This window comes from Empedobacter brevis NBRC 14943 = ATCC 43319, from assembly GCF_000382425.1.
Classification (GTDB): Bacteria; Bacteroidota; Bacteroidia; order Flavobacteriales; family Weeksellaceae; genus Empedobacter; species Empedobacter brevis.
Window position 1 is genome coordinate 117,593 of the sequence record NZ_KB908294.1, and the last position, 23,920, is coordinate 141,512.

Genomic DNA, 23,920 nt, shown 5'->3' on the forward strand with positions numbered 1-23,920 from the left:
TAAGTTAAAAAAATAAAAAAAGCCCAAGAAAAAAATTCTTGAGCTTTGTTGTACCTCAGGCGGGACTTGAACCCGCACGTCCTAATGGACACAGGATTTTAAGTCCTGCGTGTCTACCAATTCCACCACCAAGGCATCCAACTAATAAAAGTTAGAGCGGGAAACGGGACTCGAACCCGCAACATTCAGCTTGGAAGGCTGACGCTCTACCAATTGAGCTATTCCCGCGATTGTGAGTGCAAATATAGAACAGCTTTTTGAATTACAAAACTTTTAGGAAACATTTTTTTCATAATTATTTCACATTAAAAGCTAAGTTTCTCACCATAAATTTTTTAAACAAAAAAAATAATTTATATCCTTTCGATTAATTTGATTTAGAATTAGCTGATTCATTCAAAATGATTGCATTTTTCCAATAATCAACCAATTTTTGTAATGAATATTGAGCATTTGCAGGACTTGTACTCGGCATAGAGATATAACCAATAGATGATTTTTTATCAAAATATTCCCAAAATAATTTTTCTGATTTTTTTCCATTGAAAATAATTCGTTCTATTGTCGGATATTTCATCAGTAAACTTTCTATATTATTTGGAATTTCGTTTTTTATATTAACATCCATACTGCCTTTTCGAACAGCAGAATTTGCTACATCCCAAAGTGCTAAATGATTTTGTAAGATGATTTGCTTTCTCGTTTCATAATCATCTGAAAGTTCTACATTGAAAATTTTGAATAAAATCTGCCAGAATCGATTTCTTGGATGTCCATAATATTGATTCATTTCCAATGACAGATCCCCTGGCAATGAACCAAGAATTAAAACTCTTGGTTCTGGTGATATGATGGGATCAAACGATTGTTTGTACATTATTTACTTTCCTGAAAATACACTTCTTCATAAGGTTGAATCAGTACCCAACCATTTCCTGAAAATTTCATTTGAAATTCTTCTCCACTACCTCGTCCCAACAAACTTTTGAATGAAACATTAGATTTGAGTTCCGGCGATAAATTACCCGACCAAGCAACTGTTGCATTAGGATCTGTAAAAACCGGATTATCTGGTGTTACCAATAATGTCAAGGGATCTCCATGTGTTGATATAGCAACCATTCCTGTTCCGGATAATTTTACTTGAAAAATTCCTCCCGCCATCATTCCTGCAATGCTTTTCAACATTGTAATATCACTTTTCAACGATTGATCGTGCGCAAGCACATCATTTCCGTTTACACAGATTGATTCGTTATCCATTTGTAAAATCTGAACTTTCTTTCCTGAATCTGCTACATACAATCGACCCGACCCTTCTGCTTTCATCAACTTTGTACCTTCTCCTGTTAATGTTTTCTTCAGGAATTTTCCTAACCCTCCCGATAACATTCCTTCACGTTCAAACTTAATGTTTCCTGTGTAGGCTACCATACTTCCGGCTTTTGTCCAAACTGCTTGATTGTCCAAATTTATCTCCAGCATTTGTGGTTTCTCCAGTTCAAAATAATCGTGTTCCGCTTCATTCTGTTTTGTTTTCTCAATAAACTGACCAATTGTATATTCACTCATAATTTAGTTTTTTAATTCCTTCTAAAGATAACTTTTTTACATAAAAAAAGTGTTACAAAATTGTAACACTTTTTACTATTTTCCAGGTATTTGGATTAAATAATTTGTTCCGACACCTCTTCCCATTCTAACATTTTCTTGTCCAAATCATTTTTTAAATTCGAATAATTATCGAGTTCTAATTGCGTTTGCGAACCTGTATGTAATTTATGTTCTAAATCTGCAATCTTCGTTTCTAAATCTGATATTTCTGTTTCGATTCGAGACAATTTATTTTTCAGACGTTTCTGTTCTTTTTCTTCCTCAAAAGATAAAACTCTTTTCGCTTGTTCTATTTGAACTTCAATCGGCTTCTCTTCCTTTGGGGCAGCTAAAATCCCTTTTTCCACTTCACGGAAATTTCCTGCTTTTATTTGTTCCAAGTAATCATCAATTCCAGAAAGATACTCTTTCACCTGACCGTTACGGAAATCGAAAACTTTATCGACTAAACCTTCTAAAAATTCACGATCGTGAGAAACTAAAATTAAAGTTCCTGTGTATTTTTGAAGGGCCTTTTTCAGTAATTCTTTTGACACTATATCCAAGTGATTCGTCGGCTCATCCATAATTAACACATTAAACGGACGCAACAACAATTTACATAAAGCCAAACGGTTTCGCTCACCTCCCGAAAGAACCGAAACTTTTTTCTCCACAGCATCGCCACCGAACATAAATGCTCCCAAATAATCGCGAACATGTTTACGTGTTTCTTCTGTAGCTGAATTTTCAGCTTCTTCTAAAACTGTTAATTTATCATTTAAAACATGTGCTTGATTTTGAGCAAAATACCCGATTTCTACATTATGACCATGTTTTATTCTACCGGTATAAACTTGTTCATTGATAATTGCTCGCGATAAAGTTGTTTTCCCCTGACCATTTTGACCAACAAAAGCGACTTTTTCACCACGGTTAACATAAAATGAAACATGATTAAAAACCTGGTGATTGCCAAAAGCAACACCGACATCCTCTAGCTCAAAAATAATTTTACCCGGTTGAATAGCATCAACAAAACGAATATTCATCTTCGTAACATCATCATTTTCGATTTCGATGCGTTCTATTTTGTCTAATTTTTTGATTAAAGATTGCGCCATCGATGCTTTATTGGCTTTTGCACGGAACTTCGAAATCAAATCTTCCGTGTGCTTAATCATTTGCTCCTGATTTTTCTGTGCCTGTTCTAACTTCTCGCGTCTATCCTCACGCAATTCTAAATAGCGTGTGTAATTTGCTTTAAAATCAGAAATATGGCGATTTGCAATTTCGATGGTACGATTGGTCACATTATCCAAAAACTGACGATCGTGAGAAACTAACACCACTGCTCCCGGGTAATCTTTTAAGAATTCTTCTAACCAGATAATTGAATCGATATCCAAATGATTGGTAGGCTCATCTAACAGCATCACATCATGTTTTTGCAACAAAAGTTTTGCTAACTCAATTCGCATTCTCCACCCACCTGAGAATTCGTCTGTAGGGCGATGAAAATCTGAACTTTTGAATCCTAAACCAATTAAAATTTGTTCAATTTCAGCATCTTTCGTATACCCTCCTAAAAGCCCAAAACGTTCTGTTAAATGTGAAATATCTTCAATTAGCTTTCCATATTCATCCGATTCATAATCCGTGCGTTCAGCTAATTCTTTGTTGACAAAATCAATTCGATTCTGAATTTCAACCAACTGTTCGAAAGCAGAATCGGCTTCTTGCCAAACTGTTCTTCCTTGTACAAAATCGATATCTTGCGATAAATATCCTATTGTAACCTCTCCTTCGTATACGACATCTCCTTCCGAAGGTTGCTGACTTTTGGATAAAATCTTAAGTAAAGTTGATTTTCCTGCTCCATTTTTCCCTACTAAACCAACACGGTTTCCTTTGTTGATGCGGAACGAAACGTTTTCGAATAAATATTTACCCGCAAAATAAACTCCTAAATTTTGTACTAATAACATTTTGCAAAAATACAATGTTTTTTGTTAGCTGAAAACTTAGTCCTTCAAGGTTTTACACGATAACTGAAAAAATACAACACAAAACTTACCATAATAGAAATTGTTGCAGGGATAAAATAGGCCAAAGCAAGATTTTTAGTTTGAATGAAGTTAATCGGAAGGTTAATAAATTTAAATTGAAAAACCATAAAACACAGAACAACTATAATCACCGCTATTTTCCAATTGTAATTACGCTTATGATTAATGATTGAGCATAAAATATACCCTAAAGTAATTCCTATAAAGCTCAAAATCATTTTGATTGTGGCTAAATGTTTTAGTTTTTCGCTAATACCAAATTCATCACTTTTTCGAACTAACAACGCAAAATGATCTTTCCCAATAGAATGAATCAATTCAATCAAATCTAATTCAGCCAATACATAAAATTGCTGCACTCCCAATAGTAACAAAATACTTGCTGCTAATTGAATTGAGAATATTTTAAAATTAAAGTCTTTCATTCACAATAAAATTTAAAATCGTTCATAAAATCGTTCTATCGTAGCTTCTTTGTTTATTGGTTGATTATGCGCTAAAAAATTATACAATTCATCTACCATTACAGGAGCCAACATCGTTCCCCTCGTTCCCATTCCATTCAAACAAATCAATTGTTCATAAATTGGATGCGGACCGATAATCGGACGACGATCGACAACAGTCGGACGAATAGAAGCATGTTGCTCTATTACTTCAATCTCATCGTTTAAAAATTGTTGCACTCCATTTACCAAGTCATACTTTGCGGTTTCTGTTTTTTCATAATTCACATGGTCTCGGTCGTATGTTGCACCTACAAAATATTGATTATTTCCTAAAGGCATCAAAAATTCTTTTCCCTTTACAACTGCATCAGGGAGATTTACATCGGTCTCAACTTTTAAAACCTCTCCTTTTACACCTATTACAGGAAGATTTTTGAAAAACGGATTATTTAAAATATTATAACCTTCAGCAAAAATAATCTTATTTGCTTCGATATTTTTATAGGTCGCTTTACTATCTTCTAATTTTAATTCATCGAAATTAAACGTTTCGTCTATCAACCCGTTATGTTCGGCTAAATAATTTTTAAAATCTGCCAAAAGGTTCGTTAAATCCACACGTCCAGTATGCAAAACTTCACCAGAACCAATTGGATTATTGATAGAAGAATAATGATTCAATTGATTGGTATCTGTTGATAAATAATCAATCAAATCAGGATGAGTCATCGCTTTTTTTAACCACGTTTTTTTCTCTTGCTCGTCATTAAAAATTCGATAAACAGGAAAATTGTAGATGTATTTTTTATTCAGTAATTGTTCAAATTCACCAAATACTTCTTGCAAACGGTTAATTTGATGGGTTGCATTCCAAACGAGAGAAAAACGTTTTAACACAACCGGATTAAAAATCCCGGCCGCTATCGCCGAAGCATTGTGGAAATGATGATCAATAACCACAAAAGATTTCTTCTCTTGCAATAATTTCATTGCCATACAACTTCCGGCAACCCCCTGTCCAACGATGATATACTCTACTTTTTTCACGTTCTAAAATTTGTAGACAAAGTTAAATAATGTTTCCGTTTTACTTATCTTTATTCACAAAATCAATCAACTTATGCAGATCTTTTATATTATTTTTTCTTGCCTTGTCATTCTTTCTGTGATAATTCCTTTTATCCGACATCCCCATTGGACCATAAGAGTTTTTGATTATCCACGTTTTCAGAAATTAGTTGTAGTCATTTTTGCATGTATCTTATTTATTTTTGTCGATAAAACTTCACTGACTATAAGTGTGTTTACTTGTCTAATTTTTACTGTCATTTATTTATTTTGGGTGATTATTCCTTATTCTCCATTTGGAAGAAAGATGATTGATAAAGTGGATTTAAAACCAAATGAAAAACCTTTGGATTTGTTTGTGTATAATGTCTTGCAAGACAATGTAAAGTATCAAAAATTGGTTGATTTGATCAAAAAAAGAAATCCTGATATTGTTTTTTTATTGGAAACAAACAAAGAATGGATGGAACAAATACGAGAAGCGACCAACGATTTCAGCTATAAAATTGAAGTTCCATTAGAGAATACATATGGGTTATTATTTTACTCTAAATTACCTATTATACATCAAGAAATCAATTATCTCATCAGTACAGAAATTCCTTCTATCATTGCAGACATTGAGTATAATAATCAAATTGTACGATTATACGGTTTACATCCTACTCCTCCGGTTCCCCAAGAAAATGAAGAAAGTGCAGAGCGTGATGCGGAAATTTTAATGATAGGGAAACAAGCCAAAGCCTATCGGAAAGCATGCATTGTTTTTGGTGATCTGAATGATGTTGCCTGGAGTAGAACCACACGTTTATTTCTGAAAACATCGCAAATGTTAGATCCCCGTCGCGGACGTGGAATGTTCAATACCTTTCATGCTCATCATTGGTTTTTACGCTGGCCTTTGGACCATTATTTCTTAAGTTCCCAGTTCAGATTGATTGAGATGATACGAGAACCCAATATTGGTTCTGATCATTTTCCAATTAGTATAAAAGTTGTTTTACGAAACGATGACGATTCAGGAGAAATGAAATTAGATCAGGAAGAAAAGATTGAAGTGGAAGAGAAAATTGAAGACGGGATGGAGAAAGGTAATGCGAATTAGAGCTTTCAAAATTATCTTTTTATCTTATTTTTAACCATAAAAAAATCCAGTCAAATGACTGGATTTTTATTTTATAACATTCAATTAATAATTCCACATATCAGCTTCTGACTGAATAATCGAATTTCTAATTTTGTGATGTTCTTCTAATTGACCTTTCGAATCGTTCGGAATATAATCTTCAATCATTTTTGTTCCGTACATTGTTTGCGCTTTATAAATAACAGAACTAAAACGTCTTGCATTTAACATCTCATCATACGTAATGGCAGAATTAGAATTGCTTGGATTGAATACCGTAGCATTTACCAATACATTACGCGCATCCGGATACCAAATCCAGAACAAATCAACAAATGTACCGTCAGTAAATTCAGTTCCTAATGATTGCGCATCAGGTCCCATAATCGCTAATCCTAACAAACGATATTTTAATTCTCCTAAACGACGATCGATGTACCAAAGTCCTTTCGTTTTGATCATCTTAATATCATCAGACTTAATTTTATAATTAAAAATGGCAGCATCGTCCGGTTTTTCTCCGGCTGCAATCATATCATAGTAATATTGTTGCGTATCTTTCTTTTCATTGCGTGCCATGATTTGTTCATAAGTCATTTTCGTCTGAAAAAACTCATCATCATAAACTTCTTTGATTTTCTTGTTACGAACTCCATCTACTAATACATCGTATAATGATTTTGAATTCTGAACCAATTCATCACCTGATTTATAATACGGTTGATTAAGACGCTCATTCAGATCGATGACTTCCCATACAACTTTTGACCATAAAACATCTTTATCTTCGATAAAACCATATTTCATAGGATCTTGTGCTGTACTTACAGTATCTCCAGCTTCATCAACTCTTGTTTTATTTTCGCGGTCTCTTCTTAACTGTTCCGGTGTAACAGCATTAAGAACATTTTGCGCCATTGTAAGAGTTGAGAAGAAACTCATTAAACCAAACAAAAGATATTTCATATTCTAAATTTTTACTTATTAAAATTATTGTACTTGAATTGCAATTGATGATGCTTCTCCTGTTGCTCCGGAATTTGTACGATATTTAATATCGAATACACCAATTATATCTCCTTTTTTCGCTTTCGAAATTGCTCCGGCCGCACCTGACATTTTATTTCCAGAAACTCTCACCGTTGCCTGACCAGGAACTTTAACATTAAATGATGTGACTTCTCCTGAAATTGGGAATAAGAAGTCCGGCCAATCTATACGTATTGTTTGTGCAGCAATTCCATTGTCCGGAATACCAGGACTTGTTTTACCTAAAATTACACCACGAGCCGGTGGAACCGGTTTAATACGGAATGTTTCGCGAACTGATAATGTTTTACCTGAGCTGGCTCTTGCTGAAGCTGTGAATACAACTTCGCTACCACCTCCTGCAGTATAGTTCCATTTGTTTGCGCCTGCTCCTGAAGCTGTTCCTGATGAAACACTTAAACTCACTGGTCCGTTTGCTCCGTTAATGGTTGCAGAAATCGGGTTAGATACACCTCTATAAACAACGCGTAAATTATCGGCAACAATAGATCCTCCTGTTGGGTCTTTTTCAATAACCTCTTTAAATTTAACATCTGATGTTTGTGCTACAACTTGGTAAGTTGATGGCGCAATTTTCACTGTTTTAGTTTGTCCATTCGAAACATACGTAATATTACCTGTTAACTGGTGCATTCCTACAGCTGAAGTATTCAATTTAATTGAGGCTTTACCATCGACAACAGCAGCGTTACCGACACTTGTAGAAACAGATCCTTTAATAGAATTGTCATAAGCACCTAATACAACATTCAATACAGCTTCATCACCAACTTTCACAACACCTGGTGATAAGAATAAACCTTGGAAAGCATCTAATTCTATTTTCTCTTCTAATTTACCTGATAATAATGCTCGTACTAGATTTCCTTCTTCTGTACGGGCATCCATTTGCATTTTAGATAAATTTGTTAAAGATGCAACCATTGGCTGATCATAGAATTTTTCTTGAATCCACGTTTGTTTTTTAGATTTTGATGTTGTTCCGAAAAACTCATTAATACGAGCTTCCGCATTCTTAGCATCAGGACTTTGTTTTGCAAAATTCATTAGGAAATTTCTGAAAACATCAATTTTATTTGTAAACTCTTGTGCTTTCTCATTTCCTTTATCACCGCCTTTTCCTTTAAAGAATAACGAAACGATTGGTTCTGTATTAGACAATGCATTGTAATCTGTATCTTCCGATCCTGAAACAAAATCTGCACCTGCCAATTCTTTTTTCAATCCATCGATATACGTTACAAAATCATTTGTCTGCTTCTTAACTTCTGCAGCTTCTGCCTGAGTTTTTGCATACGTTGGGTCATCTTTCGCCTTTAGATCAATTTGACCATAAAAGGTATCATTATTTGTTTTCGTTAAAGTCGTTGTCGACTCTAAAGAAGTATTTATTGTTTCGAAAGATCTCAGAACCTCACGATCCACGTTCAAAGCCATCATCGCAATGAACACGAGATACATCAGGTTAATCATCTTCTGACGTCCGGTTAATCTACCACCTCCTGCCATAATAATTTATAGAATTAATGAATAATTAGTTAATTTATCGAAACAATGAATTAGTTATTTTTCATTGCTGAAAGCATCCCTCCGTATACTTTGTTTAATGCATTAATGTTCGCAGAAAGCTCTTGCATTTCTTTTAAGAATTGCTCTGAACTACCTGAAGATTTTTGCATTTCTTCGATAAATTGTTTATTTAATTCTACTTGTTTTTGGCTATTTGTAATTTGCTCAGCGTACACAGCATTTAATTGGCTGATGTTGTTAGATGCTTTTGCAATCTCATTGCTATATTGTTCTGTTGAAGCTACAGCAGTTGTTGTTGTATTTAATTCATTTACAGCTGAACCAAATTTATCCAAAGAACCACGTAATCTTTCGAACACTTCTTTATCTAATTTAGCATCTGCTAAAACTTTATCTAACTCAGCAGTTAAATTGTTCCCCGCAGTTGCAACAGCAGCAGTTTTTCTTTGTACTGGCTCACCGCTTAATAATTCCGGGTAAGCTTTCTCCCATTCATAACTTCCTTCCGGTTTGTCGAAGAATGCTGAATAAAAGAAAACGAATGCCTCAGCTACTAATCCGATTGTTAAGATTAGGTTAGCCGAAAGTGGTCCTAAATTAGTATGTGTAATTTTACATAATGCCCCGATAATTACTACTGCGGCAAAGAAATTATACAAAAAATTTGTAAGACGTTCTTGTTTTGAAGCTTGTACTGCCATATTGCTTTTAATTTATTGTTTTATTGAAAATTAGGTTATTTGGTTTTTCTAAAATTTACTTTTGATCCTTCTGGAAAAGATTGAACTGTACGGAATCCGATGAAACTTCTTGCTGAATCTTTATTTTCCCAATCACGTGATGATACCATTAACAAGTATCCAACATCTTTCCAAGATCCTCCACGAACACTTCTGTTTACCTCTCCTGACATCGTGATTGATGGATTTAATGAAGACGACATCGTATAAGAAGATCTGTTATAAGGAGAACTTGTCCATTCTGCTACGTTACCAGCCATATCATAAAGACCATAACCGTTCGCACGGAATGTTTTGATAGGAGCTGTATACATATAACCCGTTTTCTTCCCGTCGTTGATTTCTAAATAATCTCCACGCTTAGGTTTAAAGTTGGCTAAATAACATCCTCTGTCATCCGTTAAATATGGTCCTCCCCAAGGATAAGGAGCATTTTCTAAACCACCTTTCGCTGCATATTCCCACTCAATTTCTGTAGGTAAACGGTAACTAATTACTTTAACCTGGCTTCCTCTTTTCTTTTTGTTATTTAAGGCAGTATTGTGATATCTTGTACGGAAATCACAAAATGCAGTTGCTTGATTCCAATTAATTCCAACTACAGGATAATCAGCATAGGCTTTGTGCCAGAAATAATCTTGATGCATTGGATCATTATACGAATAGTTGAAGTCTCTTACCCAAACTGTTGTATCAGGATAAATATTTAAACTAAACTCTTTACGGAAATCAACTCGGAAAGTACCACGTTTCTTTGCTGCTGCAGTTTGATCAACAGTTACGTAAGAATAGTTCAATTTACGTGTATCAATACGTCTCTCTCCATTCATACGTTCTTCTGGCGGATAGTATAAGCCTTCCATTACTTCTGCATAATCAACATCAGGATATTTGTATTTATCCCATTCTAAACGCTGTTTCCAGTTTATTTTTTTTGCATCTAATGATTGTCCATCTCTACCTGTATTGCTATTTTTAAGATATTCATCATAAGGCGTTCCTTCTCCATCAGCTGAACCGGAAACATATGCATAAGCTCCAATACCATCACTATCAGTGTTAGGGTTCAAAGGATCAAAACCTAAAGATTCTGCCTTATTAGCTAAAGCAGTACGAGCGATAGAATCTTTGACATAATTCACAAAAATCTGATACTCAGAGTTTGTAATTTCTGTATCGTCCATAAAGAAACCTGTAACAGTAACAGTTTTTACAGGAGCATCATTTGTTTTTGTAAAATCGTAATCGGTTTGCCCTAAAACAAACGATCCACTCGGAATCGGAACCATTCCTTTTGGACGAACTGGCGTCCAAGCCGAAGATGTTTTCGAAACTATTTGTCCATCATTTCTATCACTACTCCCTCTGTTCTTCAACATTTTACATGATGATAAAGAAAGAGATAGTAACAATGCACTTACCAAAATTCTATTCATTCTGTTATAGATTTATTTTTATACAGGTTTTATACTTTAATTCTCAATTAATAAGGCTACAAATTAAGGCAATTTATTAATTGAATTTTACAATTGTTCTTTATTTTTTAATAAAATTTTTTGAAATACTTCCACCATCTGTTTGGTATTTCACCATTCAATGCTTGTTCATAATCTTTTTCAGAACAAGGAATAATTTCAACTTTTCGTTCATCATCTACAGTATTGTCTACCTCAATCCACAGTTGACTGGTTAATGTATTTCTATAAAATATATAATTATATCCTTCTGTAGGAACAAAAATTTTCTCAAAATATTGTGTATCGTTAAAACTTTTTATCTCAGGACGGTGATTTTTTCCATCTATGAAATACCAAATCATCTGTGCTATTAACAAATGATCTAATTTTTTATAATTTTCGATATAATCACAAACGTAAAGCGAAGTCAATTTATTGCTAAATCCCAAATATCTTGTCAAAGCACAGATCTCGCGCGAAGTAAATCCATTTGGCGTCATATGTTTTGAAGAAGAGAAATCTGCCCCCTGTAAACTGGAAAGATTAAGCAAGGCAGCGTTAGCATCTCTTGAGTAGGGTTCTATTTCTTTTACATTATCTGAAATTACCCCCAGACGAAGAGCTTCAAAATTTAATTGATCTAATAAATCTAATTTTTCTTGCGCCACAAAATAAGTTTGAAAACCAATATTGGTATAGTCCAACAAATTAAAAGGTTCATTCGAAATAATTTTTGTTAAATAATTTCCTTCTGTCGTTTGTAACTCATCTTTGCCTAATCGTAATTTATGATCAATCGTCAGATAAGATATTTTATCCACAATTTTGTCATAAGCACGATATTGTTGATAACCTAAACTTGGATTTCCTCCTAAAACAACAACAATATAGCCTTCGCGGATTAAACCATTTGTTACTTCTCTGAAAACTTTTTCACTTTCAGCTTTGTCATCATAATAATTAACATCACCAAAATCGTATAAATCAACTGACCAATTCCCCATTTGCAATTCGTACAATTGTGTACGAATCAGGCTGAACTCTACATCCTCAATCAAATCTTTTTGCTTCGAACGAGATTCTGTTACACCAATAATCGCAATTTTATCTTTCGATTTTTCATCTAACTCGATAACATCTTCACGAAATTTTATAGATGTTCCTAACGCAAAAGAATTACAAGACTTCGCAAAATCTTGTAATTCTTCAGAAACGGGTTTTAAAAAGTCTTTGTACATTACTTTTTAGTCGTTGTTTTTTTAGTTGTCGTTTTTTTCGTCGTAGTCTTTTTAACTGATGTTTTTTTCGCAGCAGTTTTCTTTGCCGGTTTTGCAGCTTCTATGAACTTCTCTACCTCAGCCAAAGTCAACGCTTCCGGATTTGTTTCCTTTGATAATTCAACTTTTATTTTTCCTTGAATCAAATTGAAACGTCCCCAACGTGCTTTCTCTAAACGAATTTCCTGTTCCGGCCATTCACGTACAACACGTTCAGATTCTTTGCGTTTTTTGTCTTCTATCAATTCAATAATATCCGCTTGAGATAAATGATCAAAATCGTATTTTTTTGAGACATTAATAAACCATTCATTCCATTTAATAAACGGCCCAAAACGTCCTTTCCCTTTTGTTACATCATACCCTTCATATTGAGCAATCGGCGCATCAGCTTTTAACTTTTCTTCAATTAATTCGACTGCTCTATCAAATGATAAATCCATTGGATCTTCCTCCTTAGGAATCGAAATGTATTTATCATCAAATTTTACATAAGGTCCAAAACGTCCAATATTAACCTCCACTTCATGTGCTTTATACTCCCCTAAGGTTTTTGGTAATTCGAATAATTTCAGTGCCTCTTCTAATGTTATACTATGAATCGACTGATGTTTTTGAAGACTTGCAAAACGTGGTTTCTCCTCATCTTCTGCTTCTCCAATCTGGATCATTGGACCAAATCGGCCAATACGTGCATGTACTTTTTTACCTGAAGAAGGATCTACACCTAATTCACGTTCTCCTGTTGCACGATCAGCATTTTCTTGAACATCTTCTACTACATGGTGAAATTTTGTGTAAAATTCATCAATCATTTTTGTCCAGTTCAATTTACCTTCCGCAATCTCATCAAAGCTATTTTCAACACGCGCAGTAAAATCATAATCCATAACGTTCGTAAAATAATCCACTAAGAAATCATTTACAACGATTCCGATATCAGTTGGCATTAATTTGCGACGATCTGCTCCAAAAATTTCTTTTTGTTGCTCTTTTTTGATTTGATTATTGACTAAAGTTAAGGTTGTATATTTTCGTTCCTGACCATCCAATTCTCCTACTTCTACATACCCCCTGTTCTGAATTGTAGAAATTGTTGGTGCATATGTAGATGGACGTCCAATTCCTAATTCTTCTAATTTTTTCACCAAAGAAGCTTCTGTATAACGAGCAGCCGGACGTGAAAAACGTTCTGTTCCATTAATTTCTTCAGCTGTTAATTGCTCATTTACTTGTACACTTGGCAACAATACTTTATCATCATCTACATCGTCTTCATCATGTGATTCTTGGTAAACCTTCAAGAAACCGTCAAAAACAATTACTTCCCCTTTTGCTTGAAAGATAAAGGTATTTTGGTTATTATCGATGTCAATGATTGTACGTTCCAATTCAGCGTTTGCCATTTGCGAAGCTACTGTACGTTTCCAAATTAATTCATACAATTTTCGCATCGAATCGTCTGCATTTATCGAATGATTTTCGAAATGTGTAGGACGAATTGCTTCGTGTGCTTCTTGAGCAGATGAGTTTTTATTTTTGTATTTTCTTATTTCAACATATTTGTTTCCATAAGCAGATTCTATTTCAGATTTAACCGCAGCTAAAGCATCATCAGACAAATTTACGCTATCAGTTCTCATGTAGGTAATATGTCCAGATTCGTACAATTGTTGAGCGACACGCATTGTTCTTGAAACAGAGAAACCTAATTTACGAGAAGCCTCTTGTTGTAACGTTGATGTTGTGAATGGTGCTGAAGGCGTACGTTTTGCAGGTTTCTTTTGTAAGTCATTTACTTTAAAATTCGCACCGACACAAGTCTCTATGAAATCTTCTGCTTCTTTTAACGTAGAGAATTCTTTTGTTAAAACAGCTTTTAAGCTTCTTCCTTCATTTGTTCCAAAAATAGCAACAAATCGATAAGATGAAACAGGTGAAAAATTTTGAATTTCTTTTTCTCGCTCAACAATTAATCGAACAGAAACTGATTGAACACGACCTGCAGATAATCCTGGTTTAATTTTTTTCCATAAAATTGGTGACATTTCGAAACCAACTAATCTATCCAAAACACGACGAGCTTGTTGCGCATCAACCAAATTCTCATCGATTTGACGTGGATTTTCAACTGCGCGCTGAATCGCTTTTTTTGTAATTTCATTAAATACAATACGTTTTGTATCTTTTTTTTCTAATCCAAGAACATGGTACAAATGCCAGGAAATAGCCTCTCCTTCACGATCCTCATCGGATGCCAGCCAAATTGTTTGAGCTTTAGAAGATAATTTTTTCAGTTTACTTACAACATCCTTTTTATCAGGAGTTACTTCGTATATTGGTTTATAATGATTCTCGATTTCGATTCCCATTCCCTTCTTAGGTAAATCGACTACGTGGCCAAAACTTGATTCCACGATAAAATCATCACCTAAAAAACCTTGAATGGTTTTAGCTTTTGCTGGGGACTCAACAATAACGAGATTTTTAGACATATTGTTTTCTTAAAAAATTTCTGCAAAATTAATAACAAAAAAATGAAGCAGCCAAAAATGATTTCTTAACTGCTTCCTAATTTTATCTATTTCATGTAAGGATTATCCTTGTAAATATCTGTTCCGATTTGGTCTATTTCCGATTGTTCATTGTCATCAGTCCCTATAATTGTTTCATATAAAACATATGTAGCAATATAGATTAGAGGCATTGCAACTAATAATCCTACTCCACAGGCAAGTGCTCCTAAAATTGCTACTCCAATACACGCTAAGCAAAACACAAATGCTGATCCGAAATTTTTGAATAAAATACTTACACTTGATTTTATAGCTTCCATTGTTGTGAAATTTGTAAACAATACAAATGGAATTGCTAATATTGATGTAACGTAAAAAATGAATCCAGGTACAATACACAACAAAACACCTATCAATCCTAAAAATTGAATTGCTAAATATGTTGTAAAAATAACTCCGAATTTTCCGTCTTTATAATGAACAAACAAATCTGAAAAATCAGGATTTTGATGTTTATTAAATTTTTTAGCCATTGATAAAATACTAATATTTATAGGTGCTAAAGCAGCTGCTACCACAATACTAATAATATTACTTACCCAAACTAAAGGAGACAAGGCTTCTGCGTATACCTCATCAACATCAGACATATCTGAAATAACAAAAGAAGGGACAGAGATAAAAAGACCCATTATAAAATTAATAGCAAAACTAATTGCAAATGTGATCACTATTGCAAGAATTGCATATAAAGCAATTCCTGAAAAAATATCCCATGATTTTGAGAAAATATCTCCAACACTAATACTAACTCCGCGTTGCTTAATCTCTTCTATTCTTTGTCTAACTTTATTATCCATCGTTTTATATTTTTTAGATTTCCTCAAATCTACAAAATGTTAATAAAATGCAAAAGAAAATTTTACTGCCAATATGTCACATAGATTTATTATTTTTGCACGATAAAATATCCATTTTAGAATGCATACAGAAGAAAAACATATAGATGAAGCAAGACAAGGAGAAGCTTTAATGACTGCTCCGACACGTAATGCAACAAAGAAATTATTCTTGGAAAGTTACGGATGTCAAATGAATTTCTCAGATAGTGAAATTGTTGCGTCTATTCTAAATAATGAAGGTTATCAGACTACTCAAAAAGTTGATGAAGCAGATTTAATTCTTTTAAATACTTGTTCTATTCGTGAAAAAGCTGAACAAACTGTTCGTAAACGTTTAGGGACATTAAATGCCATCAAAAAGCAAAACCCAAGTCTTAAAATTGGAGTTTTGGGCTGTATGGCAGAGCGTTTAAAACATAAATTTTTGGAAGAAGAACATTTAGTAGACATTGTTGTTGGTCCGGATGCTTATCGCGATTTACCGAACCTAATCAATGATGTAGAAGACGGTCGTGATGCAGTGAATGTTCAATTATCAAAAGAAGAAACTTATGCTGAGATTTCTCCTGTTCGTTTAGGCGGAAACGGCGTAACAGCTTTCGTTACAATCACTCGTGGTTGTGATAATATGTGTACATTTTGTGTTGTTCCTTTCACACGTGGGCGCGAACGCTCTCGTGACCCACATTCAATTTTAAATGAGTGTAAAGAATTAGCAGAATCAGGTTACAAAGAAATTACACTTTTAGGTCAAAACGTAGACTCGTATTTATGGTATGGCGGAGGTCCAAAAAAGGATTTCAAAAATGCCACAGAGATTCAGAAAGCTACTGCTGTTGATTTTGCACAATTATTAGACATGGTTGCGACACAATTTCCAGCTATTCGTTTACGTTTTTCTACGTCTAATCCGCAAGATATGGAAGAAGGTGTTTTAGAAATGATGGCGAAGCATAAAAACATTTGCAAATACATTCACTTACCAGTACAATCAGGTTCTACAACTGTTTTAGCACGTATGAATCGTCAACATACACGTGAAGAATATTTTGAATTGATTGATAAAATTCGTCGTATTGTCCCAGATTGTGCCTTATCTCACGATATGATTGCTGGTTTCTGCGGAGAAACAGAAGCAGAACACAAAGATACGTTATCCTTAATGGAATATGTGAAATATGATTTCGGTTATATGTTTGCCTATTCTGAACGTCCCGGAACACCTGCACACAAAAAAATGCCGGATGATGTTTTACCGGAAGATAAAAAACGGCGTTTACAAGAAATTATCGAATTACAACAAAAACATTCAGCAGAACGTATGAATGGTTATGTTGGAAAAGTGCATGAAGTTTTAATTGAAGGAAATTCAAAACGTGACGACAAGTTTTGGTATGGCCGTAATACGCAAAATGCTGTTCTAGTTTTTCCAAAAGTAGAAGGAACTAAAATTGGTGATTTTGTTAACGTAAAAGCAAATAGCTGTACAACCGCTACTTTAATTGGTGAAATGGTTGAAGCTTAAAAATTTTTCCTTCTGATTTTTTCAGAATCATATCCAAACTAAATGATGAGAAGTTGAAAGAAATTCAACTTGACAACCTAAAAAAATAAAAAATGGATTCTTTACAAACAATCAAACAACGTTTTGGAATCATTGGAAATAATGTTGCCTTGAATCGTGCGATAGAGAAAGCGGTTCAGGTTGCTCCTACCGATATATCTGTGCTTGTCATAGGAGAAAGTGGTGTCGGAAAAGAATTCATTCCAAAAATTATTCATAATCAATCTGCACGTAAACACAATAATTACATTGCTGTAAACTGTGGTGCAATTCCTGAAGGAACAATCGATTCTGAATTATTTGGACATGAAAAAGGTGCATTTACAGGTGCTACACAAACGCGTAAAGGTTATTTTGAAGTCGCTGATGGCGGAACTATTTTCTTAGATGAAGTTGGAGAATTGCCTTTAGCTACACAAGTTCGTTTATTGCGTATTTTAGAATCAGGCGAATTTATGAAAGTCGGTTCTTCTGATTTACAAAAAACCAATGTGCGCGTTGTAGCTGCAACTAATGTAAAGCTGAAAGAAGCTGTTGAAAAAGGTAAATTTCGTGAAGATTTATATTACCGATTAAATACAGTTCAAATAGACATTCCTGCTTTGCGCGAACGAAAAGAGGATATCAATTTATTGTTTCGAAAATTTGCTTCAGATTTTGCGAATAAATATAGAATGCCTCATATTGAGCTTTCACCGGAAGCACAAAATTATATCGCCAATTATCCTTGGCCCGGGAATGTCCGTCAATTAAGAAATTTTGCAGAGCAAGTTTCTGTTGTTGAAAAAAACCGTGTGATTTCATTAGAAAAAATCATGGAATTATTACCTCATAATTCGACAATGCTAACGGTTACGAATAAAAAAGATGGGAATTCATCTGATTTTATGGAACGTGAACTATTGTTTAAAGTTTTGTTGGATATGAAAAAAGATTTGAATGATTTACGTGCATTAACATTAGATTTAATCAAACACAAAGATGTAGAAGATTTCAATGGCAATACACAAGAGTTAATTCAACGTGTTTATCAGGACCAAAATGAACCTGAAAATGATTTTGCACCCAATCAATACAATTTAGTTCCGGCAACTCAAACACCAAAGACTCCTACTTTTCAACAACCGCAATACGATTATTCGAACGATGTCTACGATGTTAGTCCTATTGAAGAACCAGAATCGCTTTCGTTACAAGACAATGAAAAGGAAATGATTAAACTGGCATTAGAAAAACACAAAGGAAAACGTAAAATGGCTGCCGACGAACTAGGAATTTCGGAGCGTACATTGTACCGTAAAATCAAACAATATCATTTGTAAGTATGAACAAAATTAAATTATTTGTCCTTAGTATTTTCACTATTTTTAGTTTAACAGGCTGTATAAAATATTCGCTTTCAGGAGCTGCTATTCAACCGGATTGGAACACAATTTATGTGGCAACTTTTCCGAATTATGCACCTCAACAAAATCCTACTTTAAGTCAGGATTTAACAATTGCCATTCAAGATATTTTTAGAAGCAGAACTAAATTGAAATTAAATTCGAATGAAAACTCTGATTTAATTATAGAAGGTGAAATTACAGGATACGATGTCGTTCCAGAAGCAATTCAATCAAATGATATCGCTGCAAAAAACCGTTTAACAATTTATGTAAAAGTTCGGTACATCAACAATAAAGACGAATCTAAAAATTATGACAGAACATTTTCAGCATTCCAATTGTATGATGGAAATGCCATGTTAAGTAATGTTGAGTCATCAATTGTACCGCTAATTATTGATGATATTCGCGACCAGGTTTTTGCATCTATTGCGATGGATTGGTAAAAAATAACCTTATATTTGAGCAATGACCAGAATTGAATATTTAGTAGCACATCCGTACGAAGTCGAGAAATCGGATATTCCACTTCTAAAAAAAGAAGTTGAAAAATACCCGTATTTCTATACCTTGCGTGCATTGTTACTTTATGGTTTGAAGAAGGAAAATCATCCATCTTTTGAAGATTATTTGAACAAAACTTCAATTCAAAGTAGTAACCGTGTCGATTTGTATCATTATATCAACTCAGAACCTGTTCAAAAAGAAAATCAGGTAGAAACACTTTCAATCGTTGAGAAATCTAGACAAGATGAGAGAATGCAAAAATTACCTGAAAGTGAAATCATTTCTGAACCAATCATTGAAGATTCCATCACTCATTCTATACAAGAAAATGATGAATCTATTGAAGTGAAAAATGATAATCCAATCATTGGAAATGAAAATATTTCTGAGATCATTGTTAGTGAAAACGATCATGAAATCAATGACGATATTGTGGATGAAATGATTGAAAATGATACAGAAGAATCTGAACTGAGAACAGATCATGTTGTGGATATTATTTCTGATGAAGAATTGAATGAAGTGGCAGAAATCACCAACAAAGTAGTCAAAATATCTAGCATTTCTAAAGATACAACTTTGAATAATGATATCGAAAATGCTGTTCAACAAACTTCAGGTATCGAAATTATTCAATCAGAACCAGAAGAAATATTGCTTCTAAAAAATGAAGTTCATGAAAATTCTGAAGTAAAAAAAGTTCAGCTTTCGGAAAAAGAAAAAGACGAATCAACATTTTCATTTTCCGATTGGTTAAAAAAAGTTCCATCTCAATCAAAAAGTCAAGAAGAGATTGAAGAGGAACAAGAGATTGCCGAAAGAGAAATAAAATATAAGCTGATTGATGATTTTTTGGAAAAGAATCCCAAAATAGTTCCGATGAAAAAAACGGACATTACACCAGCCAGTACCTCTTCAAATTTTGTTCAGAATACAGAAGAATATTCAGATTTAATGACTGAAACTTTGGCTCAGATTTATATTGAGCAAAAAAAATATGACAAAGCAATTAAAGCTTATAAGATATTAATTTTGAAATATCCAGAAAAAAATAGTTTATTTGCAAATCGAATTAAAGAAATTGAAAATTTAAAAAACTCTAAATAATAAAATGGGACTATTTCAGTTTTTCATGATTATTATCATGATTTTATGTGTATTGTTAGTACTAATCGTATTATCTCAAAACCCTAAAGGAGGAGGTTTATCTTCTACTTTCGGAGGTGGCGGAGGAAGCCAAATGTTTGGAGTTCAAAGAACAAATAAATTCTTAGACAACACAACTTGGGGATTATTTATCGTTGTAATTGTATTGATTATTGGAGCAAGTGCAGCACACGAAAATCCAAATGCAATAAAACCAATTAAAACAAACGTTACAGTACCTGCTAACAATTTACCAGCGCAACCAGCTGCAAATGGAGCAAGTCAAAATCAATTACCAGCACAACCGGCGAAGTAATTTTTTAAGAAAAATAAGTAATAAAAAACGTGAATCAGAAAATGATTCACGTTTTTTATTGCCTTTTATTTAAATTATATTCATAATTTAGTGTTAAACACTGAATATGAAGCACTATTATTTCCTGATTTCTTTATGTTTTCTATTTTTTATTAGTTGCGGTCAACAAAAGATTATGAAAACAATTCCTAAGAATGAAATCAATATTTTGAGAACGGCATTAGATGAGAACGGATGTAAGGAATCGGTTAGAATTTTCACGAATAAAGAAAATTTTGATGATTTTCAAAAATCGTTGCTTATTCCTGGTCAAAGAAATGCGCCTTTACATATCGTTGATTTTACAACTAAAAATGTTGCTGTTATTTGTAAAGAAGACATTGACAGTTACGAACTGTCAGAATTAACAACAACTTCTAAGCATAATTTTTTAAAATTAAATAAAAATGAAAATAAGTTTGATGAGTCTATCAACTTATTGGTTATAGAAATTCCGAAAGAAATTAATCGTTTAACACTTGAATATTAAAATTTATGAAGTCAAAATTTATTATCTTATCTCTACTAATGGGAGGAAGTTCTGTTTTTGCTCAAAGTAATTATTGGCAAGAACTGAAAAACAAAAATTACCAACCAGCCAACTTGGTTGAAAGATCATCTGTTCCAAAAGAATATAAATTATTTAATTTGGACATTACAAGTTTAGTAAATGATCTGAACACGATTGCAAATAAAGGGGGAAATCAACCTCATTTAGTTAATATTCCAAATGATAAAGGAGAATTAACGAAGTACCAAATTGAAGAAGCTTCGATTATGGCACCTAAACTTCAGGAAAAATTCAACACTATAAAGTCTTATGTTGGAAAATCCGTTGATGGAAAATCGACTATCCGTTTCAGCTATTCTCCTTATCATGGATTTAGTGCCATGATACAAAAAGGACATGAAGTTTCTTACATTGATGCTTATACAGAAGATTTATCAACATACATTTCTTACAGCAGAAAAAATGTTGATGACATGATCAATTTTACTTGTCATACAGATGATGTACATCAACAAAACTTAATTAATCAGATAACAGACAAAGTTCCTACAAATAACATTGCTACAGATGGTAAAATGAGAAAATACCGCTTAGCATTAGCAACAACTGTTGAATATTCAAGATACCATATTAACAGGTCCGGTGTAATGAATGGAACTGACGAAGAAAAATTAGCTGCTGTTGTATCCGCAATAAACGTTGCTATGACTCGTGTAAATGGTGTTTACGAAAAAGAGTTTGGTGTTACAATGGAATTAGTTGAGGAAAATGATAAAATTATTTTCATTAAAACAGATGAATACACAAACAATAGTGGTTCTGCTATGCTTGGACAAAATCAAACTGTTTTAGATCGGGAAATTGGTATTGATAATTATGATGTAGGTCACGTATTTTCTACCGGAGGCGGAGGAGTTGCTTACTTAAGAAGTCCTTGCGGTAACAGTAAAGCTGGAGGAGTAACAGGTTTAGGAGCGCCTATAAATGATCCTTTCTATATTGATTATGTAGCGCATGAAATGGGCCACCAATTCGGAGCTCCACACACATTTAATAATTCGTGCGGAGGGAACCGTTCCGGAGCTACAGCAGTAGAACCAGGAAGTGGTAGTACAATCATGGCTTATGCAGGTATTTGTCCCCCTAACGTACAAAACAATAGTGATCCTTACTTTTCAACTGTAAGTGTTAACAATATTTACTCTTTTGTTACATCAGCATCAGGAAGTTGTTCTGTCAATACAGATTCAGGAAATAATGAACCTGTTTTAGAATTAACAAAATTAACCCATAGCATTCCGCATTCGACTGCATTTTTATTAGAAGCTACCGCTACAGATCCTGACGGAGATGCATTAACGTACAATTGGGAGCAAATAGATACTCAAATAGCTACGCAACCGCCGTTATCTACAAATACAGGGGGACCAACTTTCAGATCGCTTAATCCAACAACTGAAGGACATAGATACTTCCCTAATCTACAATCAATTGTTGCAGGTAAATTAACATTTGAATCGAATCCTGCACCAATGTCATGGGAAGTTATCCCAAGCGTTGCACGTACTATAAGATTCTCTATATTGGCTAGAGATAATAATCCAAAAGGTGGGCAGACAGATCGTAAGAATGTTGTTTTAACTGTAAAGGATGTAGGTCCATTCAAAGTGTCTTCTCAAGACACAGGCGATTATTGGGCGTATAATCAACCGGCATCAATTACTTGGGATGTCGCAGGAACAGATGCAAATGGAATTGATACACAAAATGTAAAAATCTTATTATCTGTTGATGGAGGTAAAAACTTTGATTACATTTTAGCAGAAACAGCTCCAAATAATGGAAAATATGATTTCACTGTCCCTTCTGATATCAAGCTAACGAAAGAGGCTCGTATTATGATTAAGGCTATTGATAATGTTTTCTTAGCTGTAAATGCTGCAAACTTTGAGATTTCTGATAAATTAGCAATATCTGATATTACGACTAAAGATCTTGCGTCTATTTCTCCGAATCCATCTAATGGAATGATTAATTTAGATTTCAGTAAATCATTTACAACAGGTAAAATTACTGTAACAGATTTAGCAGGTAGAACAGTTTACTCGAACAATTTGAATTCTTCTAAATCACAACAAGTGAATTTATCCAATTTAGCAAATGGTGTCTACATTATTTCTATTGAAACTGGAAATGAACAGTTCACGAAAAAAATTATTATCAAAAAATAATCTTTTATAAAATTACTTAAAATGCCAAGTTGTCTGACAGCTTGGCATTTTTATTTTTCCTCCTTGTAATTAACTTATCCATAATGGCAGAAATTAGCTGTTGGCACGTTTTTCGTTGAATTGAAATCATCAATTTAAAATAAAATATACAAATATGTCACAATTAAACATTAAACCATTAGCAGATAGAGTGGTAATTGAACCAGCTCCTGCCGAGACTAAAACAGCTTCAGGAATTATTATCCCAGATTCAGCAAAAGAAAAACCACAAGAAGGTATTGTAGTTGCAGTTGGTAATGGTAAAAAAGATGAGCCAATGACAGTTGCAGTTGGGGATAAAGTACTTTACGGAAAATATTCTGGAACAGAATTGAAATTAGAAGGTAAAGATTACTTAATCATGCGTGAAGCAGATATTCTGGCAATCATCTAAATATAAAT

General features: G+C 33.7%; 21 protein-coding genes and 2 tRNA genes. 9 read left to right on the forward strand and 14 right to left on the reverse strand.

Annotated features, from left to right (window positions below):
- Nucleotides 1-51 precede the first annotated feature (51 nt).
- The 7 genes from H277_RS0107665 to H277_RS0107695 all read right to left on the reverse strand — a co-directional run bounded on the left by H277_RS0107665 (nucleotide 52) and on the right by H277_RS0107695 (nucleotide 5,158).
- Nucleotides 52-135, reverse strand: a tRNA-Leu gene (locus H277_RS0107665).
- Between the two features lie 20 nt (nucleotides 136-155).
- Nucleotides 156-228 (reverse strand) — tRNA-Gly (locus H277_RS0107670).
- Nucleotides 229-367: 139 nt separating this feature from the next.
- Entirely contained in the window at nucleotides 368-877 is a 510-nt protein-coding gene (locus tag H277_RS0107675; protein WP_019974999.1) for a DNA-deoxyinosine glycosylase, read from the reverse strand.
- Entirely contained in the window at nucleotides 877-1,572 is a 696-nt protein-coding gene (locus H277_RS0107680) for an AIM24 family protein (protein ID WP_019975000.1), read from the reverse strand. The genes H277_RS0107675 and H277_RS0107680 overlap by 1 nt, the downstream gene beginning before the upstream one ends.
- Nucleotides 1,573-1,667: 95 nt before the next feature.
- On the reverse strand, nucleotides 1,668-3,581 hold the full coding sequence (locus H277_RS0107685) for an ABC-F family ATP-binding cassette domain-containing protein (protein WP_019975001.1): 1,914 nt from the start codon (nucleotides 3,579-3,581) through the stop codon (nucleotides 1,668-1,670).
- Between the two features lie 44 nt (nucleotides 3,582-3,625).
- Nucleotides 3,626-4,087, reverse strand: a complete 462-nt coding sequence (locus H277_RS0107690) for a hypothetical protein (protein ID WP_019975002.1) — start codon at nucleotides 4,085-4,087, stop codon at nucleotides 3,626-3,628.
- Between the two features lie 12 nt (nucleotides 4,088-4,099).
- Nucleotides 4,100-5,158, reverse strand: coding sequence for an NAD(P)/FAD-dependent oxidoreductase (locus H277_RS0107695; protein ID WP_019975003.1), 1,059 nt, complete (start codon nucleotides 5,156-5,158; stop codon nucleotides 4,100-4,102).
- A gap of 73 nt (nucleotides 5,159-5,231) precedes the next feature.
- On the opposite strand from H277_RS0107695, the gene H277_RS0107700 reads away from it, so the two are divergent.
- Complete coding sequence (locus tag H277_RS0107700) at nucleotides 5,232-6,284, forward strand: endonuclease/exonuclease/phosphatase family protein (protein WP_026357473.1); 1,053 nt, start codon at nucleotides 5,232-5,234, stop codon at nucleotides 6,282-6,284.
- Nucleotides 6,285-6,368: 84 nt separating this feature from the next.
- Here H277_RS0107700 and porN read toward each other — a convergent pair whose 3' ends face one another.
- From porN to H277_RS19685, 7 genes are all read right to left on the reverse strand, one after another.
- Nucleotides 6,369-7,271: a type IX secretion system ring subunit PorN/GldN gene (gene porN, locus H277_RS0107705; RefSeq protein WP_026357474.1), complete on the reverse strand. Its 903-nt coding sequence runs from the start codon at nucleotides 7,269-7,271 to the stop codon at nucleotides 6,369-6,371.
- A gap of 24 nt (nucleotides 7,272-7,295) precedes the next feature.
- The gene (porM, locus tag H277_RS0107710) at nucleotides 7,296-8,864 is read right to left on the reverse strand and encodes a type IX secretion system motor protein PorM/GldM (RefSeq protein ID WP_019975006.1); all 1,569 of its coding nucleotides are present in this window, start codon (nucleotides 8,862-8,864) and stop codon (nucleotides 7,296-7,298) included.
- A gap of 50 nt (nucleotides 8,865-8,914) precedes the next feature.
- Nucleotides 8,915-9,586, reverse strand: coding sequence for a type IX secretion system motor protein PorL/GldL (gene porL / locus H277_RS0107715; RefSeq protein ID WP_019975007.1), 672 nt, complete (start codon nucleotides 9,584-9,586; stop codon nucleotides 8,915-8,917).
- Nucleotides 9,587-9,621: 35 nt separating this feature from the next.
- Complete coding sequence (porK, locus tag H277_RS0107720) at nucleotides 9,622-11,061, reverse strand: T9SS ring complex lipoprotein PorK/GldK (protein ID WP_026357475.1); 1,440 nt, start codon at nucleotides 11,059-11,061, stop codon at nucleotides 9,622-9,624.
- A gap of 107 nt (nucleotides 11,062-11,168) precedes the next feature.
- Nucleotides 11,169-12,320 (reverse strand): arginase family protein, encoded by a 1,152-nt coding sequence (locus H277_RS0107725; protein ID WP_019975009.1) that lies wholly within the window; start codon nucleotides 12,318-12,320, stop codon nucleotides 11,169-11,171.
- Entirely contained in the window at nucleotides 12,320-14,854 is a 2,535-nt protein-coding gene (topA, locus tag H277_RS0107730; protein WP_019975010.1) for a type I DNA topoisomerase, read from the reverse strand. The genes H277_RS0107725 and topA overlap by 1 nt, the downstream gene beginning before the upstream one ends.
- A gap of 86 nt (nucleotides 14,855-14,940) precedes the next feature.
- Nucleotides 14,941-15,735, reverse strand: coding sequence for a DUF2189 domain-containing protein (locus H277_RS19685; RefSeq protein WP_019975011.1), 795 nt, complete (start codon nucleotides 15,733-15,735; stop codon nucleotides 14,941-14,943).
- Nucleotides 15,736-15,856: 121 nt separating this feature from the next.
- Between H277_RS19685 and miaB the strand changes: the two genes are divergently transcribed.
- The 8 genes from miaB to H277_RS0107775 all read left to right on the forward strand — a co-directional run bounded on the left by miaB (nucleotide 15,857) and on the right by H277_RS0107775 (nucleotide 23,912).
- Complete coding sequence (miaB, locus tag H277_RS0107740; protein ID WP_019975012.1) at nucleotides 15,857-17,302, forward strand: tRNA (N6-isopentenyl adenosine(37)-C2)-methylthiotransferase MiaB; 1,446 nt, start codon at nucleotides 15,857-15,859, stop codon at nucleotides 17,300-17,302.
- 92 nt (nucleotides 17,303-17,394) lie between these two features.
- The gene (locus H277_RS0107745; RefSeq protein WP_019975013.1) at nucleotides 17,395-18,663 is read left to right on the forward strand and encodes a sigma-54 interaction domain-containing protein; all 1,269 of its coding nucleotides are present in this window, start codon (nucleotides 17,395-17,397) and stop codon (nucleotides 18,661-18,663) included.
- Between the two features lie 2 nt (nucleotides 18,664-18,665).
- Complete coding sequence (locus H277_RS0107750; protein WP_019975014.1) at nucleotides 18,666-19,175, forward strand: LptE family protein; 510 nt, start codon at nucleotides 18,666-18,668, stop codon at nucleotides 19,173-19,175.
- Between the two features lie 22 nt (nucleotides 19,176-19,197).
- Nucleotides 19,198-20,343 (forward strand): tetratricopeptide repeat protein, encoded by a 1,146-nt coding sequence (locus H277_RS19690; protein ID WP_019975015.1) that lies wholly within the window; start codon nucleotides 19,198-19,200, stop codon nucleotides 20,341-20,343.
- A 4-nt stretch (nucleotides 20,344-20,347) separates the two neighbouring features.
- Nucleotides 20,348-20,698 (forward strand): preprotein translocase subunit SecG, encoded by a 351-nt coding sequence (gene secG / locus H277_RS0107760; RefSeq protein ID WP_019975016.1) that lies wholly within the window; start codon nucleotides 20,348-20,350, stop codon nucleotides 20,696-20,698.
- A gap of 175 nt (nucleotides 20,699-20,873) precedes the next feature.
- Nucleotides 20,874-21,227, forward strand: a complete 354-nt coding sequence (locus H277_RS0107765) for a hypothetical protein (protein ID WP_019975017.1) — start codon at nucleotides 20,874-20,876, stop codon at nucleotides 21,225-21,227.
- Between the two features lie 5 nt (nucleotides 21,228-21,232).
- Nucleotides 21,233-23,479, forward strand: coding sequence for a zinc-dependent metalloprotease (locus H277_RS18800; RefSeq protein WP_033422617.1), 2,247 nt, complete (start codon nucleotides 21,233-21,235; stop codon nucleotides 23,477-23,479).
- A 154-nt stretch (nucleotides 23,480-23,633) separates the two neighbouring features.
- A complete protein-coding gene (locus H277_RS0107775; RefSeq protein WP_019975019.1) occupies nucleotides 23,634-23,912 on the forward strand; it encodes a co-chaperone GroES in 279 nt (92 codons plus the stop codon).
- Nucleotides 23,913-23,920: the final 8 nt, after the last annotated feature.

What these genes read in the sequence shown, in the direction of transcription:
- H277_RS0107675 (WP_019974999.1), bottom strand. Translation starts at nt 877, where the DNA reads ATGTACAAACAATCGTTTGATCCCATCATATCACCAGAACCAAGAGTT.
- H277_RS0107680 (WP_019975000.1), bottom strand. Translation starts at nt 1,572, where the DNA reads ATGAGTGAATATACAATTGGTCAGTTTATTGAGAAAACAAAACAGAAT.
- H277_RS0107685 (WP_019975001.1), bottom strand. Translation starts at nt 3,581, where the DNA reads ATGTTATTAGTACAAAATTTAGGAGTTTATTTTGCGGGTAAATATTTA.
- H277_RS0107690 (WP_019975002.1), bottom strand. Translation starts at nt 4,087, where the DNA reads ATGAAAGACTTTAATTTTAAAATATTCTCAATTCAATTAGCAGCAAGT.
- H277_RS0107700 (WP_026357473.1), top strand. Translation starts at nt 5,232, where the DNA reads ATGCAGATCTTTTATATTATTTTTTCTTGCCTTGTCATTCTTTCTGTG.
- porN (WP_026357474.1), bottom strand. Translation starts at nt 7,271, where the DNA reads ATGAAATATCTTTTGTTTGGTTTAATGAGTTTCTTCTCAACTCTTACA.
- porM (WP_019975006.1), bottom strand. Translation starts at nt 8,864, where the DNA reads ATGGCAGGAGGTGGTAGATTAACCGGACGTCAGAAGATGATTAACCTG.
- porL (WP_019975007.1), bottom strand. Translation starts at nt 9,586, where the DNA reads ATGGCAGTACAAGCTTCAAAACAAGAACGTCTTACAAATTTTTTGTAT.
- porK (WP_026357475.1), bottom strand. Translation starts at nt 11,061, where the DNA reads ATGAATAGAATTTTGGTAAGTGCATTGTTACTATCTCTTTCTTTATCA.
- H277_RS0107725 (WP_019975009.1), bottom strand. Translation starts at nt 12,320, where the DNA reads ATGTACAAAGACTTTTTAAAACCCGTTTCTGAAGAATTACAAGATTTT.
- topA (WP_019975010.1), bottom strand. Translation starts at nt 14,854, where the DNA reads ATGTCTAAAAATCTCGTTATTGTTGAGTCCCCAGCAAAAGCTAAAACC.
- H277_RS19685 (WP_019975011.1), bottom strand. Translation starts at nt 15,735, where the DNA reads ATGGATAATAAAGTTAGACAAAGAATAGAAGAGATTAAGCAACGCGGA.
- miaB (WP_019975012.1), top strand. Translation starts at nt 15,857, where the DNA reads ATGCATACAGAAGAAAAACATATAGATGAAGCAAGACAAGGAGAAGCT.
- H277_RS0107745 (WP_019975013.1), top strand. Translation starts at nt 17,395, where the DNA reads ATGGATTCTTTACAAACAATCAAACAACGTTTTGGAATCATTGGAAAT.
- H277_RS0107750 (WP_019975014.1), top strand. Translation starts at nt 18,666, where the DNA reads ATGAACAAAATTAAATTATTTGTCCTTAGTATTTTCACTATTTTTAGT.
- H277_RS19690 (WP_019975015.1), top strand. Translation starts at nt 19,198, where the DNA reads ATGACCAGAATTGAATATTTAGTAGCACATCCGTACGAAGTCGAGAAA.
- secG (WP_019975016.1), top strand. Translation starts at nt 20,348, where the DNA reads ATGGGACTATTTCAGTTTTTCATGATTATTATCATGATTTTATGTGTA.
- H277_RS0107765 (WP_019975017.1), top strand. Translation starts at nt 20,874, where the DNA reads ATGAAAACAATTCCTAAGAATGAAATCAATATTTTGAGAACGGCATTA.
- H277_RS18800 (WP_033422617.1), top strand. Translation starts at nt 21,233, where the DNA reads ATGAAGTCAAAATTTATTATCTTATCTCTACTAATGGGAGGAAGTTCT.
- H277_RS0107775 (WP_019975019.1), top strand. Translation starts at nt 23,634, where the DNA reads ATGTCACAATTAAACATTAAACCATTAGCAGATAGAGTGGTAATTGAA.